Here is a 17,465-nt window from a genome sequence, read left to right as displayed (position 1 = left end):
ACGAGCCCTCCTATTTTATCAGCTGATGCTGTTTCAAATATTGCCGTGCGACATCTTCTGCTTTCTTGCCGCCGTAAGCGACATCATAGTTCATCTGCTGCATCTCTTCGTCAGTAATTTTACCGGCCAGTGTATTAAGTGCTGTCTTCACTTCAGGATGGTCTTTGATCGTTTGATTCATAAATAGCGGTGCCCCTTGATAAGGCGGGAAGAGCTGTTGATCGTCCTGCAGGACAACCATGCCGTATTTGCGGAGCTCAGCATCTGTTGAGTAAGCATCGATGACATCAATACTGCCGTTTTGTACGGCCTGATAGCGAATTTTAGGTTCCATCGTCTTGACGTTCTTCAATTGAATGCCGTATTTTTTCTGGATGCCTTTATAGCCATCTTCCCGGTCGTTGAATTCAAGTGTAAATCCGGCCTTAATGTCATTTTTCACTTTAGCCAGGTCAGATATTGTCTTTAAGCCGTGCTGCTCGGCGTACTCTTTTTTCACGGCCAGCGCATAAGTATTGTTGTATTTCATCGGTGCTAACAGCGCCATGCCGTATTTTTTATCAATGGATGTTTTCGCCTGTTTGAATACTTCCTGTTCAGTTGTTCCCGTCGGCTGTTCTTTCGTCAGTTCACCGAGGACCGTGCCGGTGAATTCCAGGTAACCGTCAATGTCTCCTGACTTCAGCGCGTTGAATAAAAATGACGTCTTACCGAGACCCGGCTTCACATCGACTTTAAGAGCCGTTTTGTCTTCGATGACAAACTTATACATATTCGTGATGATCTCTGGTTCTGTGCCAAGTTTGCCGGCGATCTCCAGTTTGTCACTGCCGCGGTTGAACAGCGGCAGCACTGCTACAACGACGCACAGAGCTGCAAGAACTGCCAAAATGATGCCGATGTTCTTGTAGGATAGCCGCTGCATAACACGCAGTATGCTGTCAAAGAACACAGCAAGTATTGCAGCCGGAATGGCACCAAGCAGTATTAACGATGTATTATTGCGGTCGATCCCCAGCAGAATCAAGTCACCGAGACCTCCTGCACCAATGAATGCGGCAAGTGTCGCTGTACCGATAATCAGCACCATCGCTGTCCGTATTCCCGCCATAATGACAGGCATCGCAAGCGGCAGTTCGACTTTTGTCAGCCGGCGGAACGGGTTCATCCCGATGCCGCTCGCCGCTTCTTTCAGTGATGGATCCACTTCTTTAATGCCCGTGTATGTATTGCGCAGAATCGGCAGCAGTGCATAGATGACAAGGGCAATGATTGCTGGGATCCGGCCGATACCAAACAGCGGAATCATCAGCCCGAGCAGAGCGAGTGACGGAATAGTCTGGAGTACTGCTGCAATATTGATGATCGGTTCTGCGATCTTCTGTCTTCTCGTCAGCAGAATACCGAGCGGCACCGCAATCAGCATGGCGATCAGCAGAGCGATGAATGACAGCTGAATATGCTCGAATAAAGCAGTAAGCAGTTCACCTTTACGTTCTGTCAGTGTGTTCATTAAATCGTTCATGAAGGTTGTCCTCCTTTACTTAACTGCGTGAACACTGTGCTTCTTGTGATGGCACCTATGTACTTGTCCCCGCTCTCTATATTGATCCGCTCATGCGTCTGCAGCAGGTCGTATATCTCTTCCATTCTCGTGTCAGCAGGCATGACCTGAAACTGCGGGTCAAACGGCAGAGGTGTGGCAAAGTTTTCAGCGTAGTATATTCTGCCTGCCATATTGCCGATAAATGATTTCACGAAATCGTTTTTCGGATTTTTCATAAACTCTTCAGGCGTACCGATCTGTTCGATACGGCCTTCATTCATCAGGCAGATGCGGTCACCCAGTTTAAATGCTTCAGCAATGTCATGCGTGACAAAGATAATTGTCTTTTTGATTTCTGACTGCAACTTAAGCAGATCATCCTGCAGCTTCTCACGGCTGATTGGATCGAGGGCACTGAACGGCTCATCCATCAAAATGACCGGCGGGTCAGCCGCGAGGGCGCGCACGACACCGACACGCTGCTGCTGGCCGCCGGACAGTTCGGCCGGATAACGATGCCGATACTGTTCAGCAGGTAGACCCGTCATATTCAGCAGCCGGTCGACTTGGCTGTCAATGTCAGCCTGCGACCATCTCTTCATCAATGGGACTTGGGCGATATTATCGCGGATGGTCATATGCGGAAACAGAGCAATCTGCTGCAGCACGTAGCCGATATCCCAGCGCATCTCATCAAGTTTATAGCTGCTGATTGGTCTGTCCTTGAAATAAATATAGCCGGTTGACAACGGGATAAGACGATTGATCATTTTGAGAGTCGTCGTCTTGCCGCAGCCTGAAGGACCAATCAGGACGAAAAACTCTCCTTCTTTAATATTCATGGAGACATGATCCACTGCATGCTTATCTCCATATATTTTTGACACATTATCGAACTTTATCATGACGTCACCCCGCAAGTTAGTTGTTACAATCTATTGTAAGCCTATCGCCGCTATCTTGCCACTGACAGATAGTCATTGATACAATCAATGAACTGCGGACAATAATGCTTCAGCTTATAGCTGCCTACCCCCTCAATATGAATCATCTCCTGCTTCGTTGTCGGCATCTTCTTGGCGAATAACGTCAGCGTATGATCGGAGAAGATGGTAAACGGCGGCACATTCAGCTCTGAAGCCAGCTGCTTTCTCACTTTTTTCAGCTGACTGAAGAGCTGCTCGTTGACTTCAGTCACTGTTTTAATCGTCACTTTTTCTTTGTAATTAATCGGTTCATAGTGAGTCATCACTTTTGTCTGCCCCATGATGACTTCTTTCGCTGACGGATGACAGATCATTCTGCCGTTCACTTCATGAATATAACCATTGAACAGCAGCGTATCAATAAATCTTGAGATGTCCTTTGTTTCATAGTCTTTCAGCAGACCGAAAGTACTGAGCTGATGGTAATGATAATCTTTGATTTCATGATCATCTTCCCCTCTCAGCACTTTAATGAGCAGCAGACGGTTCACCGGCTCTTTCATGCGGATCAGGCAGCTTAAAATCTTCAGCGCCTCAGTCGTCATGTTATAAGAGCCTTGACGCAGACAGTTGCCGCACTTGCCGCATGGTTGTAAATGCTCATCCGGGTTAAAGTAATTGATGATTGTTCCTTGCAGGCACTGTGTTGTCTTCGTATAGTGCACCATCTTCTCAAGCTTCTCTTTCTTCTTCTCCTGAATCGCTTCATCGCTCGTGCTGATGAAGAACTGCTGCAGTCTAATATCCTGGTCACTGAACAGCAGAATACATTCACTGTCCAGGCCGTCCCGTCCGGCGCGGCCCGCCTCCTGATAATAGGATTCCAGGTCCTGCGGCATGTTGTAATGAATGACGTAACGGACATTGGATTTATCAATCCCCATGCCGAATGCATTCGTCGCAATCATAACCGGGCAGTCATCGTTGACGAACTTCGCCTGGTTTTCCTCACGCTCGGCCTTTGGCAGACCGGCGTGATAAAGAGTGTGATCAATATTCAGATGATTAAACTGCTCACTGAGCGCCTCGACCTGTTTTCTTGTTCCGGCATAGATGATGCCTGAGTCATGCCGGTGACTGCTGACGTACTCCCGCACCATCTTCTCTTTCTGATAAGTCGGGTCAACTTTAAATGCCAGGTTATCACGTCCTGTGCTTGTTTCGATGACGTGGTCATCTGCTATGTTTAACAGTGACTGTATATCTTTTTTGACGTCGACTGTCGCCGTAGCGGTCACCGCAAGAAACGGACAGCTGAACCGGCCGATAAAATTGATGACCTGCCGGTAGCTCGGTCTGAAATCATGACCCCATTTGGAGATGCAGTGTGCTTCATCAAAAGCGATCAGCTTAATATCAAGCTGATTCAGCATCTGCCTGAAAGTCAGCTGATTGAATCGTTCCGGCGCCACATAAAGAAACTGATAGCGGTTATAGGCAAGACCTGTCATGATTTCCCGTTCTTCGGCTGCTTTTAAGTTGCTGTTCAAATAAGCGGCACTGATCCCTGAGGCGTTCAATGTATCGACCTGATCTTTCATTAATGAAATCAGCGGGCTGATGACAAGCGTAAGGCCCCCTTTAATAATGCCCGGCACTTGATAACAGATGGATTTCCCTCCACCTGTCGGCAAAATCCCGAGTGCTGACTCATTGTCCAGCACAAATGATATTAACTCCCGCTGACCTGTACGAAATGTCTCATAACCAAAATAGCGCTGTAATATGTCTTCCACTAATGTTCTACTCCATCCGTTCTGCTAAGTCGCTCCATTCGATGAATGATTCGTCATAGCGTAAAGTTAAAGCTTCTCGTTCAGCAGTCAGTTCATTCAACCGCTCATAATTTGTTGTTTCACCGGCAATCTCAGCATCAACAGACTCGAGTTGCAGTTCGAGTGACTCAATTTCCAAGCCCAGCTGTTCAAACCGGCGTTTTTCCTTATACGATATGCGGCTCTGCTGTCTTGGCTTTACAGTCGCCGGCTGCACTTTAACAGCGGAAGCCTTGTCCTTCTTCGCTGTTAAATAATCGTCAAATTCTCCGAGTAATGTCTCTACTTCGCCGTCATGCAAATACCAGTATTTGTTCACGACTTTATCCAGGAAATAGCGGTCATGGCTGACAGTGATCACGGCACCGCTGAATTCAGACAAATAGTGCTCAAGAATAGTCAGTGTCTCTGTATCGAGATCATTCGTCGGCTCATCCAGCAGCAGCACATTCGGTCCTTCAATCAGTATGCTGAGTAAGTACAGGCGCTTCTTCTCTCCGCCTGACAGCCGGTGAATCAATGTCCCGTGGGTGCTTGACGGAAACAGAAACCGTTCGAGCAGCTGCGTGACAGAAATCTTCGTGCCGTCAGACTGCGTGGCTTCCTCTGCTTTTTCCCGCAGAAAGTCAATGACTCGCATCTGTTCATTCATACGGGCATTGCTCTGCTTGTAATAGCCGACTTTAACCGTCTGTCCGACTTTCAAGTGACCAGTGAAGTTTTCAAGCTCCATCGCGAGTATGTTCAACAGCGTTGACTTGCCTGTCCCGTTCTCGCCGACAATACCAATCCGGTCAGTCGTCTGAACGATAGTGCTGAAGCTGTCAAACAATGTCCGGCCGTTGAATGCCATCCCGATATTCTCCAGTTCAAATACTTGTTTACCGAGCCGCTGGTGGCTCAAATCGACAGCCATCTCATCTTTAGAAATATGTCCTGCTACTTTGTCTTCGATGGACTTGAAGCGTTCAATACGGGCCTGCTGTTTTGTCGAGCGGGCTTTCGCGCCTTTACGCATCCAGGCGAGCTCCTGCTTATAGAGCTGCTTTTCTTTATGCTGCACGCGTTCAAGCGTCGCCTCTTCTTCAGCCTTGCCGACAATATAGGCATCATAGTTTCCAGGATACTGATACGTCCGCCCGTTTCTCAGTTCAATGATGCGGTCAGCTGTCTCATTCAAGAAATAACGGTCATGGGTGACGACAAGCACCGATTTTTTATAGCTCTTAATAAACTGAATGAGCCAGGCGATGGATTCAAAATCCAGATGGTTGGTCGGTTCATCAAGCAGCAGCAGATCCGGTTTCTCAAGCAGGGTCCGGGCAAGTGCCACCCGCTTCTGCTGGCCGCCGCTCATTGTCTTCAGCGGTGATGTATGATCCATAATTCCGAGCTTCGTCAGAATCGTCCGGGCTTCTGCCTGATAGCTGAAGCCATCTACAGCATCCAGCTGCTGCTGCAGCTTGTTGAAGCGATGCATCACCGCTTCAGAAGTATCATGGGCCATCAGCTGGATGACTGCTTCATACTCATTGAGCAGACGTACGACCGGGCTGTCCTGATCCATTACATTGGCCAGTGCATTGTCCTCGTCACTTAGCACAGGGTCCTGGGCAGCGTAGCTGATCTTATAATGATTAGGATGCGTCACCTCGCCGTCATGCGGCTCAATTTCTGCGATACATTTAAGCAGTGCACTTTTGCCGGTGCCGTTGATGCCGACTAATGCTACTTTTTCACCTTCAGCGATACTCAGACCGACATCGTGAAAAATCGTTTTGTCACCATACTGCTTCATTAATTTCTCAATTTTATATGCTTCCAAAGTTAGGCCTCATCTCGTCTAATGTGTTATGATTTATAAATGAAAATCTCAATATAATATTATACACTTTTTTTAATAAGGAGGTACGTATGTACGACTGGTTTAGTCAATTATCACCTGTTATCCAGGCACTGATTGCCGGAATTTTCACCTGGAGTTTAACGGCTGCTGGTGCTGCTGCTGTGTTCTTCGTGCGCGGCGTCAATAACAAGCTGCTGAACACGATGCAGGGTTTTGCAGCGGGCGTCATGATTGCAGCCTCATTCTGGTCACTGCTCGCCCCGGCACTCGAATTCAGTGAAAAGGCGGGGAATATCCCGTGGATACCGGCAGCTGTCGGCTTTCTGCTCGGCGGGATGTTTATCCGCGGCCTTGATTTCATTATTCCCCATATGCATAGAGAAGGCTCAGAAGGACACAGGCAGGAAGGCGTCAAAAGTAACTTAAAGCAGTCAACACTGTTACTGCTCGCAATCACATTACATAATATTCCGGAAGGACTGGCACTCGGTGTTGCGTTCGGTTCCATTATCCATCATGACCATACTGCGCTGCTTGCAGCAATCGGTCTTGCGATCGGTATCGGTATTCAGAACATTCCGGAAGGGACAGCGCTCAGCCTGCCGCTCTATGCAGACGGCAAGTCGAAGGGCAAGGCATTCCAGCTCGGACAGGCTTCAGCACTTGTAGAACCGCTGTTCGCCGTCATCGGCGCTGCTGCTGTCTTACTTATTACACCGTTACTGCCTTATGCTTTAGCATTTGCAGCGGGTGCGATGATTTTTGTCGTCGTAGAAGAACTGATTCCAGAGTCACAATCCGGTAATAATACAGACCTTGCGACACTCGGCTTAATGCTCGGCTTCACTATCATGATGATACTGGACGTATCGCTCGGTTAACCAAAAATCCCCTGAACAAAAGTTCAGGGGATTTTTCTTTAATGATTATTCTTTACTTACCGTACCATTAACATAGTTGTATTTCATCGGATTGATTTTCTTGAATTCCGGATTTTTATAGAATCTCATCAAATCACCATTTAACAGACTATCTGATACTTCAAGTTCAGTTTCTACTTGGTTTTTGATTTTCTCTGCATTTTTCTTATCTTGTTCATCTGTTAGCGGCTCGTTCGTTTGATTGTTGTAATATACTCCATTGATTGATTTATATTGAGGAGTGATATAATCACCATTTCTGAAGACAACGGTCTGATTATGTTTTTTAGAGAATAAATCAGTACCGAAAACGATGTAAGGTTTCGCATCGATTCCTGTTAAGTGAAGGAGCGTCGGCATTACATCTACTTGACTTGCGTAAGTTGGATCAACATGTCCTTTAATACCAGGGACTTTCAGGAATAAACCTGTACGCTGCAGATCCATGAATTTCGTCGGTGTAATGTCCTGACCAAGCAGTTTAGCCATCGCTTTATTATGGTTTTCTGAGATACCATAATGGTCACCGTAGATCATGATGACTGAGTTGTCATACAGTCCTTCTTTTTTAAGCTCTGTAATGAACTGTTTTATTGATTCATCAAGATAACGGGCTGTTTGGATGTATCCGTCGACTGTCGGGTTCCCTGTATTCGGTGAAGCGATAGTCGCGTCTTTCTTGCTTACTGTAAACGGATAATGGTTGGTCAATGTCAACAGATGCGTGTAAAACGGCTGTTTCTCTGCTTTCAAGTAAGGTATAGATTCCTTGAAGAATTCTTTGTCTTTCAAGCCTAAGTTCTCAAGGTTGTCAGGACTCATATCATAATACGATGCATCGTAGAACTTATCGATACCGAAATGTTTATAAATCTGGTCTCTGTTCCAGAATGTTTTGTAGTCGCCGTGCATGACTGATGTGTAATAGCCTTCCTGCTGATTCAATATCGCAGGCAGTGACTGATACGTGTTATCACCTTTCAGTGAGAACGCAGAACCTTGCGGCAGCCCGTAAATACTATTATCCATCGTCAGTTCAGCATCAGAAGTTTTCCCTTGGCCTGTTGAATGGAAGAAATTGCTGTAATAGATGAAGTCCCCATTGCCTTTTGTCAGCTGATTCAGGAATGGTGTCACTTCTTCTCCATTAACTTTCAGTCCGAGCAGGAAAGTCTGGAAGCTTTCCAGATGGATTTTAATGATGTTCTTCTTCTTGGCGATGCCGAAATACTGTTGATTCGGTTCAGCATATTTTGTTTTTGTGTACGATCTTACTTTAGCAAGATCATCTTCACTTGCCATTGCTTTTTGCTGGTTATTTTTAATCGTCTTGACACCGTCGTACACCGTAAAGTTGTACGGTCCTAAATATTTGACTAAATATTTGTGGTCAAATGTCCGGGTCAATAATTCCGGGCGGTCTGATTCAGCAAACGCCAGGTTAAGGAAGAACAGTGCGACTGCTATTCCCATTAATACCGGTACGAATTTACGCTTGAATGCTTTTGTATTGAGCCACTGTTTTCTAAACAGCAGAACGAACAGATAAATGATCGTGTCGATAAAGTAGACGAAGTCATACCATTGGAATGAACTCCATACAGCTCCTGACATAGAATCGACATTACTTACTTGATTCAAAGTGCTGAATGTCAAGAAATCAGAGAAGAATCTGAAGTAAACGACATTGGAATAAAGCAGTAATGTCAGAAAGAATCCTGCTGTAAAGACCAGCCAGAATGCTTTACGACCTTTAAAGAATAAAAACACACTCAAAATAAGTGCGACAAGACTATAAGGATTCATCAGTAATATTAAATTTTGTACTATGCCTTTTACGCCGAGTGACAAATCGATATAGTATGCGAAATACGTTTTTATTGAAATGGTCAATAATGTCAGCAGGAAGAAGACAAAAATACTTATTTTACGTTCCTTCATAAGTTTTCCTCCATTAAATAAAATTGGTTGAAATAATTGATTGAGATGACTAGTGTCCCAGGGATCATTAATAAAATTTACTTTAAATTATCATGCTTAATAAATATCAGCCGGAATTTGCGTTACAACATATAAATTTAAACCTTTTTTGGCCAAATATCAATTATAAGACCGCATTTTTAGACGAAAAATTGTAAAATGTGAACTTATCATGTCAATTATGTAAATTTTTCATTGATGCTTTAAATGATAGTTAATCTGCAGCAGCAGACTTTTCACCCAAGTTTCGTAAGATTTCTCTGATAAGGCATGTTCTTCCAGTGTCTCCCATTTAAAGATCAGCTTTGAACCGGGTTTCTTCTGCGACAGCTTCGGCAGATGATAAGGCGCAATGGTCGCAATCTGCGGGAATTTACCAGGCCGCTCCACATCGTTCTGAATGACGATCAGCCTGCCTTCTGGACTAAGCTGCACCGCCCCCCGGCAAATAGGCTGCTCTGCCACTGCAATTTCATGCGCTATATGATCACCGTCCAGCATGAATCCTGTCCGGTCGAACTGCTGTGAAACTTCGTACACTTCTTCAGCGAGCAGCTGCTTCTGGTCCGCCGTCAGCTGAACCGTGTAATCAGTCTCAGCAATGTGGAAGACATCAGAGTAATAGATGCGCGCCAGACTGTAGCGGTCGATTCCCCAGCTGCTCTCCTTCTGATGAACGAGCTGGTACAGCAGTGTCTTCTGGACATCCGTATACTGCCGGGACAGTTCAATAACGTCGCCGTCTTTGATCAGTCCTGTCAAACCATCGATTGATGCGTTCAATGTCTTATTGATTTTCAGCTGCATACCGCCGCCGACTGCCATATAAGCGCGCGTTCCTTTATCAGGTGTGCGGAACATCAGCGTATCGCCGCGTTCCATTAAATGCAGCTTGTAAGGAGCAACAGGCTTATCTTTCGTATAAGCTTTAAAGTCTGCTCCAGTAAGCGCAATTAAAGTGGGTTCATCAAAGTGGATGACTGGTGCGACAAACGTCATTTCGAGCGTTGCCGTATCAAGCGTGTTGCCTACCAGTGCATTGGCCAGTGTATGGGCAAGTGGATCACTTGCTGTGTCTTTATGGAATGTTGAAAACATCCCTGCTTTTTCAAAAATCATAACAATCCCTCGCTCTTTACTTTAAAATATAAGCACGGTAAATAAAATAAGACTTTAGACTGAGGCTACCAAAAAAGTGCCCTACCTAGTGACGGTAGAACACATCTAATAGAGCCAATACTTGTTCTCTCAAACCAAATACCAGGAAACCGACTATAATCACGGAAGTAATCATGGTTAAATAGAGCCATATGAGTGCTTTATTGATATTACCTTTTTTAAGTAATAGCTGTACCTGCTGGTTGCAGTAATAAATCCAGATACATAATCCAATGAGAAGCAGTAAGCTTATAATCATAATATTCTCCTATAACGTTTCGAGGTTAATACTTTCATTCTACGCTTTTCTCTCATGAATTACCATTAATAGTTGTGATTTCACTTTCAATACGAACAACGGTCCACTCGCGGAGTGAATTGATCATCCAGAATTTCAGCGCTTCCTTTTTATTCTCATACTCGTTGAGCGTCAGATCGCGCACTTTAATGATATGTTTATCGAGCAGTTCCTGCCGCATACATCCCCGCAGAAATTTCCCGGTGCCCGGCGTATAATACTCACCATCCAGCTCGTAGACAACATTACCGATATTGAATTCAGTAATATAGCCGCGCTTGTCATAATACAGAGAGAGACTGTCTTTATCAGCGGTATAATGGTCCCGGCACGAAGTCTTATACAGCAGTCTATCTTCGTCTTCTTCATCCATCAGCCGCAGCACAGCTTTTTTATTAGCTGCCGGTGGAAGTTCCTTTATTTCATAGAACAGTTTGTCAGAAGCAGCTGTGACACGCAGCAGCGCAGCATTGTCATTTGTCAGCTGCATGATGCTGTTCAGCCGGCGTGCATGCCAGCTCATATTGAAATGCTGCAAGCTGCGCGTCAACCGGTCCAGATGATAGTCCCGTCGCTTGACCCCTGTGTCATCAATACGCATCGTTTCAATCAGATGAAAGCTGCTTTGAGTCAATTCGTCGAGTATATGCGATTTAGCTTCCATCTCTTCATATTCTTTGTCCGCTAGAGAATCAATGGTAATGCCCCCGCCGACACCGTAAGTATAACTTTTCCCGTCTTTCACAAGCGTACGGATCGGCACATTGAAAATCGTTCTACCGTCCGGCAGCATGATGCCGCAGGCGCCGCAGTATACACTGCGCGCCGAGTCTTCCAGCCTGTCGATGACGGTCATCGTACTGATTTTAGGTGCCCCTGTAATCGAGCCGCATGGATAGAGCGCTGCAAACAATTCATTCAAGGTGATAGTGTCCGGCAGCACAGCTTCGATTGTTGACGTCATCTGATAGACGGTCGGATACGCCGTAATCTCAAACAGTGAAGAAACTGTCACGGTGTTTTTCAGTGCGATTCTGCTTAAGTCATTCCTCAATAGATCGACAATCATCACATTTTCAGCGCGGTCTTTTGTGGATGTCAGAAGTTGATGGGCATTATCTTCTCCTGCTGTTCTCGGCATCGTCCCTTTCATCGGTTTCGTGTATATACGGCCTGATTGGCGGTCGTGTTCAAAGAACAGCTCGGGCGAGATGCTGATGACCGCTGCCTCGTCTTCCTCAATATAACACGTATAGTGCCCATTCTCTTTTCTGGTCAGCAGTTGATACACCGCGTACGGCACGTTATCGCTGACTGACTTTAAACGGACTGTGTAATTGACTTGATACGTATTGCCTCGTCTGATTTCCTCCTGGATTTCAGCGATGTGCTCGATCACTTGTGCTTTTGGTGTTTCAAATTCAAAAGTCATCGGCGCTGTCATCAGTTCTCCCTCAAAAGGAGCGACTGGTGCATCAAAGACATAAAAAGCAGCATACGTCTCGACTTCTTTGACGCTCATACGATCAGACCAGGCAGCTGCCGCTTCATAAGCCATATAGCCGACTACATAATGGTCCCTGCTGTATCGTTCCGCCTCCTGCAGAACGGGCGGCACTTCAGCCGGCGATCCTGCTTTCAGCACTTTAACTGGATTTTCAAAATAATAGTCTATAGGCTGATGGTCTGTAAGCGAGATAAAATGAACACAGGCTCTTATCATCGGCTGCACCTCTTCAAAAAATTAGCGAGCTGTTCCCGCCCGCAGTCCGTCAGTACGGATTCCGGATGGTACTGCACAGCTTCAATGGGGAGCGAGCGATGGCGGACTGCCATGATGACATCATCCGCTGACGCAGTAATCGTCAGGCAGTCAGGAACAACTGACGCTCTCAGTGAATGGTAGCGTCCGACAGCAAGCGGGTTTTTTAATCCTTCAAACATCCCTTGTCCGTCGTGAGTCATCATCACTTGATGCCCATGAACCGGCGGCCCCTGGACAACTTGTCCGCCGAATGCTGCCACGATCACCTGAAAACCGAGACATATGCCGAGCAGCGGATACTTGCCCTGAAACTCCCGGACAACAGCCAGGCAGAGCTCTGCTTCAAGCGGATGCCCGGGTCCCGGTGAGATGATGATGGCTTCCGGATGAAGCAGGGAGATTTCTTCAAGTGTGAGTTCGTCAGGAGTCCGGACAACAACGTCATAATCCAGCCCTTCTAAATAATGAACAATATTATAGGTAAATGAATCATAGTTATCTATCATCAGCAGCATGCTCATCATGTCCTTATCATTAATTTCTTTAAGTATAAACTTTTTTCTGTTACAATGAGAAACGAATTTAATATAAGAGGTTCCTAGCGCATACCCTCTATAAAAAACTAGTACGACATCTTGCTAGGGAAAGATGTCTTTTTTTATTGGAAAAGGTGAATATAATGAATGGACAATTATTAAATGATAAAGCACTTGTCGTCTTCAGCGGCGGTCAGGACAGCACGACATGCATGTTCTACGCGCTGAAGCATTTCAAGGAAGTTGAGCTCGTGACGTTCAACTACGGCCAGCGACATGCACTTGAAATTGAGGTGGCAGAACGCATTGCACAGGATCAGCAGTTGACACACCACGTGCTGGATATGTCGCTTCTGGCACAACTTGCACCGAACGCACTGACCGACCATACAATGGCTATTACAGCCGAAAACGATATTCCGAACACGTTTGTTCCGGCCCGTAACCTGCTGTTCATGTCATTTGCGGGCGCCCTTGCCTATCAGATCGGTGCCAGACATATCATTACCGGCGTGTGCGAAACCGATTTCTCAGGCTATCCGGACTGCCGGGACATATTTATTAAATCACTGAATGTCACGCTGAACTTGTCGATGGACAAGGACTTTGTCATTCATACCCCGTTGATGTGGCTCGACAAAACAGAGACGTGGGCACTTGCTGATTCGCTTGGTCAACTGGAGTACGTCAGAAACAATACATTAACATGCTACGAAGGCATTATCGCTGACGGCTGCGGCACATGTCCGAGCTGTCTATTACGAAATAACGGGCTCAATGCCTATATGAAAGAGAGAGAAACAACATGATACAGCAGATTTATCCCCAAGTCGCCCATAACTATCGTTTCGAGCTTAACAAAGATATGAATTTCTCAAGTGCGCATTACATTCCGCATTCTGATGCAGGTGCATGCGGCAGAGTTCACGGCCATACGTATTTCCTCAATCTCACTATTGCCGGCAATACGCTTGATGATGCAGGATTTCTCGTGAATTTCAGCACGCTGAAGCAGCTTATTCATGGCCGGTTTGATCATCAGCTATTGAATGACCTGCCTGATATTCAAGATATCATGCCCTCCACAGAAAAATTAGCGGAACGCATTCATGAATTAGTGCAGGAGCACCTGAATACACTGCCGAATAAAGCGGTCTGTCTGCAAGTGTTTTTAAGAGAGACACCGACAAGCTACGTGATTTACCGGGGTGAGCAGTCATGAAAATTCCTGTAATGGAAGTGTTCGGACCGACTATCCAGGGTGAAGGGATGGTCATCGGCCGCAAAACCATGTTCGTCCGTACGGCAGGCTGTGATTTCAGATGCAGCTGGTGCGACTCCAAGTTCACCTGGGACGGCACAGCAAAAGACGACATCCGGATGATGACGGCTGAAGACATCATGAATGAACTGAAGGCGGTCGGTGGTGATTGTTTTGACCATGTGACTATATCAGGAGGAAACCCGGCCTTGATTAAAGGACTTAGTTCACTAGTCACTTTACTTCATGCTGAAGGCTGCGAAGTGGCGCTTGAAACACAAGGCTCTAAATTTCAGGACTGGATGACGGACATCAATCAGCTGACACTCAGTCCGAAGCCCCCGTCCTCCGGTATGGTTCATAACCTGGCCGTACTGGACAGCATCATCAATCAGGTGAACAAAGAGCGCATCAGCTTGAAAGTCGTTGTCTTTGACGACGCTGATTACGCATTCGCACGGACGATTCATCAGCGTTACCCTGAGCTTAAGTTTTACCTTCAAGTCGGCAACCCTTATCTGGACGAAACAGTCAGCAATCATACAGAAAAACTGCTGGAGCGCTATGAAGAGCTGATTGACCGCGTTATGGATGATCATCAGATGAACAGCGTATTTGTAACACCGCAGCTTCATACACTGCTGTGGAGCAACAAAAAAGGTGTATAGCGCACACGAAACTGATATAATCGGCTTAATGTTTGTTTTCCAGGAGTGTGAGTTATGATTTTGCTAATGTCAATCAGCGTGATTACAGTAATCGTTCTTCACTATTTATTCAGCCGGTATTATGCTCAATATTTTATTGCTTATCTTCCGGCTGCGATGACGATGACGGCACTTATTACGTATCCGCTCTCCGGTGAAGGGAACTTCATCAACCGTGCTTTTCTTTTGACTATCGTCTGTCAGCTGTTTGTCATCATTCTGCTCTCGATGAGAGGCATGCTGCCGCTGACTGTCCGCTGCAAGCGGGAATGGACCGGTCTGACGTTAGTCATCTGCTTATTAATTCCGCTGTTGTTTTCTACAAGTGATTCATCAGTTTATTTATCGACTGCTTATTTGAGTATCAGTGTTTTTATAACAGGCTATATTCTGTTTACACTGGGCGTGATTGACCGGCCGCTGGAGCGGAGTAAAGACAGCATTTACCGGTATATGACGTACCCTGTTCGTTATGGTCTGCTGCTGATGTACAGCACGGTCATCCTGCTGACATTTTTTATGCCTTATAACTATTTATATATACTCTGGTTTCTGCTGCTCATCCTCTTTGTTTTAAGACGTGAGCAAGTAAATTAAGAAAAAATATAAGTTTTGTGTTTAACTTTTTAAGCAGGTGGTATATATACAGCATGAGAGCTTTCTCATCATAATTTAATGTTCTTATTACTTACTTATCAGGAGGAAACATACATGGGCTTAATTCTTACATTAATCATGGGTGGTCTTATCGGCTGGATTGCTGGTATGATTATGGGTACTGATATTCCCGGCGGAAAAATCGGTAATATTATCGCAGGTTTAATCGGTGCTTCACTTGGCGGCTTTCTATTAGGCAGCTGGGGTCCTTCAATCTGGGGCGTTCACATTTTACCGGCTTTAATCGGTACTATTCTTTTAATTGCGATTGTGTCAATCATATTAAACATGATGCACCGTCGTCGTTAATTAAAAAAAGAGCCTGCGGGCTCTTTTTTTTGTGCTGTCTATCCTGCTATCATTCGACAGTATATGGAATGATTTGTATACTGGAAGTATTAAGGAGGGTGACTTAAATGAACAATCATGAAATAGATTACAAAATTTATGGTGATGATATTCAATATGTAGAAATCGAACTGGATCCTAATGAAACTGTTATTTCTGAGGCCGGCAGTATGATGATGATCAAACCGGCGATTCAGATGGAAACAATCTTCGGTGATGGCGCCTCTTCCGGCGGCTCAGGGTTTATGGACAAATTATTTGCAGCCGGGAAACGTACATTGACGGGTGAAAGCCTGTTTATGACGACGTTCACTAACCGCGGTACAGGTAAAGAACATGTTTATCTGGCGGCCCCTTATCCCGGTAAAATCATTCCAATCGATCTGGACCGTCTCGGCGGTGAATTCATCTGCCAGAAAGATGCATTTTTAGGCGCGGCTAAAGGCGTCTCAGTGGGCATCGCCATCCAGAAGAAAATCGGCGTCGGCTTTTTCGGCGGTGAAGGATTTATTATGCAGCGTCTGTCAGGTGATGGCATGGCATTCATTCATGCAGGCGGTGCGATCATCCAGAAGGATCTTGCGGCCGGTGAAGTGCTGCAAGTCGATACAGGCTGTTTAGTAGGAATGACAAGCAGCGTGAGTTATGACCTGGAACGCGTTCCCGGCATTAAGACAAAGCTGTTCGGCGGAGAAGGTGTCTGGTTCGCGCGGCTTGAAGGCCCGGGCACTGTTTATGTCCAGTCTCTGCCGTTCTCCCGTTTAGCGAGCAGAATATTTGCTGCGGCGCCACCCACCGGGGCTACTAGAGGTGAAGGCAGCTCACTTGGCGGTCTCTTCGATATACTCGGCGGAGATAACTAAATAAAACAAAGAGCCGCATTGTGCGGCTCTTTGTTTTGCCCATAGTTCATGCTTATTTATCGTTTCGGCTCATAATTCAACTGGGTGAACAGTTCCTGTCGTTCGCCAGCTGTAAGATCCTGCCATTCTCCGTTTTTCAGTCCGTCGATTAAAATATTCATGACCCGGATGCGCTTCAGCCGCCGCACGTCATATCCCAGCGCCTCGCACATTCTACGGATCTGTCTGTTTAACCCCTGCATTAAAACAATATTAAAAGTATGATCGTTAATTTTTTTTACTTTCGCAGGCAGCGTCACTGTATCAAGTATCGCCACACCTTCAGCCATCTTTGTCAAAAACTCAGCGGTGATTTTCTTGTCTACTGTCACGACATATTCTTTCTCATGCTTGTTCTCTGCACGCAGTATCTCGTTGACGATATCCCCGTCATTGGTGAGCAGAATCAATCCTTCAGAGTCTTTATCCAATCTGCCGATATGAAAAATCCGCTCGCGATGACCAACGAAATCAACAATGTTCCCTTTAATATGACGTTCCGTTGTTGATGTGATGCCTCTTGGTTTATTCAGCTTCAAATAAACATAGCTGTTATCCAGCGTAACAGGCCGGCCGTCTACCAGCACTACATCACCTTCTGCGACTTGACTGCCGAGTTCCGCCGGAAGGCCGTTAATCATAATGCGGCCGTCGTTAATGAACTTATCGGCCCCCCGCCGCGATGTGATTCCTGATTCAGATAAATATTTATTGATCCTCATGATTAACCTCCAAAAAAAGAGAGACACATGTCCCTCCCGTTTGATAATATAGCGAGCT

Annotated in this window: 16 protein-coding genes; 7 read left to right on the top strand and 9 right to left on the bottom strand. The window is 45.8% G+C overall.

The genetic code is table 11. The annotated features are described in order from the left end of the window. Nucleotides 1–10 precede the first annotated feature (10 nt). Genes KFV11_RS02790 through KFV11_RS02775 form a run of 4 tightly spaced genes read right to left on the bottom strand, consistent with a single transcriptional unit; the run spans nt 11 to nt 6,132 of the window. Nucleotides 11–1,525 carry an ABC transporter permease/substrate-binding protein gene (locus tag KFV11_RS02790; protein ID WP_254250310.1) on the bottom strand — a complete coding sequence of 505 codons (1,515 nt, stop codon included), beginning with the start codon at nt 1,523–1,525 and terminating at the stop codon, nt 11–13. Next, nucleotides 1,522–2,451, bottom strand: a complete 930-nt coding sequence (locus KFV11_RS02785; RefSeq protein ID WP_149457977.1) for an ABC transporter ATP-binding protein — start codon at nt 2,449–2,451, stop codon at nt 1,522–1,524. Before KFV11_RS02785 ends, KFV11_RS02790 begins: the two co-directional genes overlap by 4 nt. Before the next feature lie 50 nt (nt 2,452–2,501). Continuing rightward, entirely contained in the window at nt 2,502–4,268 is a 1,767-nt protein-coding gene (recQ, locus tag KFV11_RS02780) for a DNA helicase RecQ (RefSeq protein ID WP_254250309.1), read from the bottom strand. A 7-nt stretch (nt 4,269–4,275) separates the two neighbouring features. Further along, nucleotides 4,276–6,132: an ABC-F family ATP-binding cassette domain-containing protein gene (locus tag KFV11_RS02775; RefSeq protein ID WP_254250308.1), complete on the bottom strand. Its 1,857-nt coding sequence runs from the start codon at nt 6,130–6,132 to the stop codon at nt 4,276–4,278. Nucleotides 6,133–6,221: 89 nt separating this feature from the next. Between KFV11_RS02775 and KFV11_RS02770 the strand changes: the two genes are divergently transcribed. Beyond that, complete coding sequence (locus tag KFV11_RS02770) at nt 6,222–7,034, top strand: ZIP family metal transporter (protein ID WP_149457974.1); 813 nt, start codon at nt 6,222–6,224, stop codon at nt 7,032–7,034. Nucleotides 7,035–7,079: 45 nt separating this feature from the next. Here the strand turns inward: KFV11_RS02770 and ltaS are convergent, their stop codons facing one another. The 4 genes from ltaS to KFV11_RS02750 form a co-directional block, all read right to left on the bottom strand. After that, nucleotides 7,080–9,014: a polyglycerol-phosphate lipoteichoic acid synthase LtaS gene (gene ltaS, locus KFV11_RS02765; protein ID WP_149457973.1), complete on the bottom strand. Its 1,935-nt coding sequence runs from the start codon at nt 9,012–9,014 to the stop codon at nt 7,080–7,082. A gap of 231 nt (nt 9,015–9,245) precedes the next feature. Then, complete coding sequence (locus tag KFV11_RS02760; protein ID WP_149457972.1) at nt 9,246–10,172, bottom strand: 5-oxoprolinase subunit C family protein; 927 nt, start codon at nt 10,170–10,172, stop codon at nt 9,246–9,248. 350 nt (nt 10,173–10,522) lie between these two features. Then, complete coding sequence (locus KFV11_RS02755; RefSeq protein WP_254250307.1) at nt 10,523–12,232, bottom strand: chorismate-binding protein; 1,710 nt, start codon at nt 12,230–12,232, stop codon at nt 10,523–10,525. Beyond that, nucleotides 12,229–12,789 (bottom strand): anthranilate synthase component II, encoded by a 561-nt coding sequence (locus KFV11_RS02750; protein WP_254250306.1) that lies wholly within the window; start codon nt 12,787–12,789, stop codon nt 12,229–12,231. The genes KFV11_RS02755 and KFV11_RS02750 overlap by 4 nt, the downstream gene beginning before the upstream one ends. Before the next feature lie 164 nt (nt 12,790–12,953). On the opposite strand from KFV11_RS02750, the gene queC reads away from it, so the two are divergent. The 6 genes from queC (at nt 12,954) to KFV11_RS02720 (ending at nt 16,646) form a co-directional block, all read left to right on the top strand. Continuing rightward, the gene (queC, locus tag KFV11_RS02745; protein ID WP_254250305.1) at nt 12,954–13,619 is read left to right on the top strand and encodes a 7-cyano-7-deazaguanine synthase QueC; all 666 of its coding nucleotides are present in this window, start codon (nt 12,954–12,956) and stop codon (nt 13,617–13,619) included. Then, nucleotides 13,616–14,032 (top strand): 6-carboxytetrahydropterin synthase QueD, encoded by a 417-nt coding sequence (queD, locus tag KFV11_RS02740; protein ID WP_149457968.1) that lies wholly within the window; start codon nt 13,616–13,618, stop codon nt 14,030–14,032. Before queC ends, queD begins: the two co-directional genes overlap by 4 nt. After that, on the top strand, nt 14,029–14,739 hold the full coding sequence (gene queE / locus KFV11_RS02735) for a 7-carboxy-7-deazaguanine synthase QueE (RefSeq protein WP_149457967.1): 711 nt from the start codon (nt 14,029–14,031) through the stop codon (nt 14,737–14,739). Before queD ends, queE begins: the two co-directional genes overlap by 4 nt. Before the next feature lie 54 nt (nt 14,740–14,793). Continuing rightward, a complete protein-coding gene (locus KFV11_RS02730; RefSeq protein WP_149457966.1) occupies nt 14,794–15,375 on the top strand; it encodes a hypothetical protein in 582 nt (193 codons plus the stop codon). 114 nt (nt 15,376–15,489) lie between these two features. After that, complete coding sequence (locus KFV11_RS02725) at nt 15,490–15,744, top strand: GlsB/YeaQ/YmgE family stress response membrane protein (protein WP_149457965.1); 255 nt, start codon at nt 15,490–15,492, stop codon at nt 15,742–15,744. A 107-nt stretch (nt 15,745–15,851) separates the two neighbouring features. Then, entirely contained in the window at nt 15,852–16,646 is a 795-nt protein-coding gene (locus KFV11_RS02720; RefSeq protein WP_149457964.1) for an AIM24 family protein, read from the top strand. A 56-nt stretch (nt 16,647–16,702) separates the two neighbouring features. Here KFV11_RS02720 and KFV11_RS02715 read toward each other — a convergent pair whose 3' ends face one another. After that, on the bottom strand, nt 16,703–17,407 hold the full coding sequence (locus tag KFV11_RS02715) for a pseudouridine synthase (RefSeq protein WP_254250304.1): 705 nt from the start codon (nt 17,405–17,407) through the stop codon (nt 16,703–16,705). Nucleotides 17,408–17,465: the final 58 nt, after the last annotated feature.

Origin of the sequence: Macrococcus equipercicus (assembly GCF_024205945.1) — a bacterium.
Classification (GTDB): domain Bacteria; phylum Bacillota; class Bacilli; order Staphylococcales; family Staphylococcaceae; genus Macrococcus; species Macrococcus equipercicus.
Note: the sequence above shows the minus strand (reverse complement) of the source record. Positions and strands in the feature narration are given on the sequence as shown.

What these genes read in the sequence shown, in the direction of transcription:
- KFV11_RS02785 (WP_149457977.1), bottom strand. Translation starts at nt 2,451, where the DNA reads ATGATAAAGTTCGATAATGTGTCAAAAATATATGGAGATAAGCATGCA.
- ltaS (WP_149457973.1), bottom strand. Translation starts at nt 9,014, where the DNA reads ATGAAGGAACGTAAAATAAGTATTTTTGTCTTCTTCCTGCTGACATTA.
- KFV11_RS02770 (WP_149457974.1), top strand. Translation starts at nt 6,222, where the DNA reads ATGTACGACTGGTTTAGTCAATTATCACCTGTTATCCAGGCACTGATT.
- KFV11_RS02755 (WP_254250307.1), bottom strand. Translation starts at nt 12,232, where the DNA reads ATGATAAGAGCCTGTGTTCATTTTATCTCGCTTACAGACCATCAGCCT.
- queD (WP_149457968.1), top strand. Translation starts at nt 13,616, where the DNA reads ATGATACAGCAGATTTATCCCCAAGTCGCCCATAACTATCGTTTCGAG.
- KFV11_RS02720 (WP_149457964.1), top strand. Translation starts at nt 15,852, where the DNA reads ATGAACAATCATGAAATAGATTACAAAATTTATGGTGATGATATTCAA.
- queC (WP_254250305.1), top strand. Translation starts at nt 12,954, where the DNA reads ATGAATGGACAATTATTAAATGATAAAGCACTTGTCGTCTTCAGCGGC.
- KFV11_RS02750 (WP_254250306.1), bottom strand. Translation starts at nt 12,789, where the DNA reads ATGCTGCTGATGATAGATAACTATGATTCATTTACCTATAATATTGTT.
- KFV11_RS02715 (WP_254250304.1), bottom strand. Translation starts at nt 17,407, where the DNA reads ATGAGGATCAATAAATATTTATCTGAATCAGGAATCACATCGCGGCGG.
- queE (WP_149457967.1), top strand. Translation starts at nt 14,029, where the DNA reads ATGAAAATTCCTGTAATGGAAGTGTTCGGACCGACTATCCAGGGTGAA.
- KFV11_RS02790 (WP_254250310.1), bottom strand. Translation starts at nt 1,525, where the DNA reads ATGAACGATTTAATGAACACACTGACAGAACGTAAAGGTGAACTGCTT.
- KFV11_RS02760 (WP_149457972.1), bottom strand. Translation starts at nt 10,172, where the DNA reads ATGATTTTTGAAAAAGCAGGGATGTTTTCAACATTCCATAAAGACACA.
- KFV11_RS02730 (WP_149457966.1), top strand. Translation starts at nt 14,794, where the DNA reads ATGATTTTGCTAATGTCAATCAGCGTGATTACAGTAATCGTTCTTCAC.
- KFV11_RS02725 (WP_149457965.1), top strand. Translation starts at nt 15,490, where the DNA reads ATGGGCTTAATTCTTACATTAATCATGGGTGGTCTTATCGGCTGGATT.